General features: G+C 66.2%; 1 protein-coding gene. It reads left to right on the forward strand.

All coding sequences use genetic code 11. The features are described 5' to 3' along the window. The coding region (locus JWG43_RS19125; protein ID WP_205244482.1) for a TolC family protein at positions 1-396 on the forward strand (396 nt) is incomplete at both ends.

Below are 396 nucleotides of genomic sequence, written 5' to 3' on the forward strand. Positions count from 1 at the left end.
CCTCGTGGCCCCACTGTTTGAAGGCGGCACCCTGTATTTCCGCCGTTCTGCGTCGCGGCAGGCGTTGCAGGCTGCCGATGCCGGCTATCGGCAGGTGGTGCTGGCTTCGTTTGAGCAGGTGGCCGATGTGCTGCGGGCGCTGGAACACGATGCCGTGCAGCTTGACGCACAGTTGCGCGCGCAGGCAGCGGCAAGCGCCGCACTGGATGAGATCAACGCCGACTACCGTGCCGGCGTTGCCGGCTATCTGCAGGTGCTGAGTGCCGATCAGCAATACCAGCAAGCCGTGCTGGGCACGCAGCAGGTGCGTGCACAGCGGCTGCAAGATACCGTGGCGCTGTTCCTTGCGCTGGGCGGAGGCTGGCGTGGCGCCAGCATTGAAACCCAGTGGCGGGA

The sequence above is a fragment of the Desulfobulbus alkaliphilus genome, assembly GCF_016918545.1.
GTDB classification, from domain to species: Bacteria; Desulfobacterota; Desulfobulbia; order Desulfobulbales; family Desulfobulbaceae; genus Desulfobulbus; species Desulfobulbus alkaliphilus.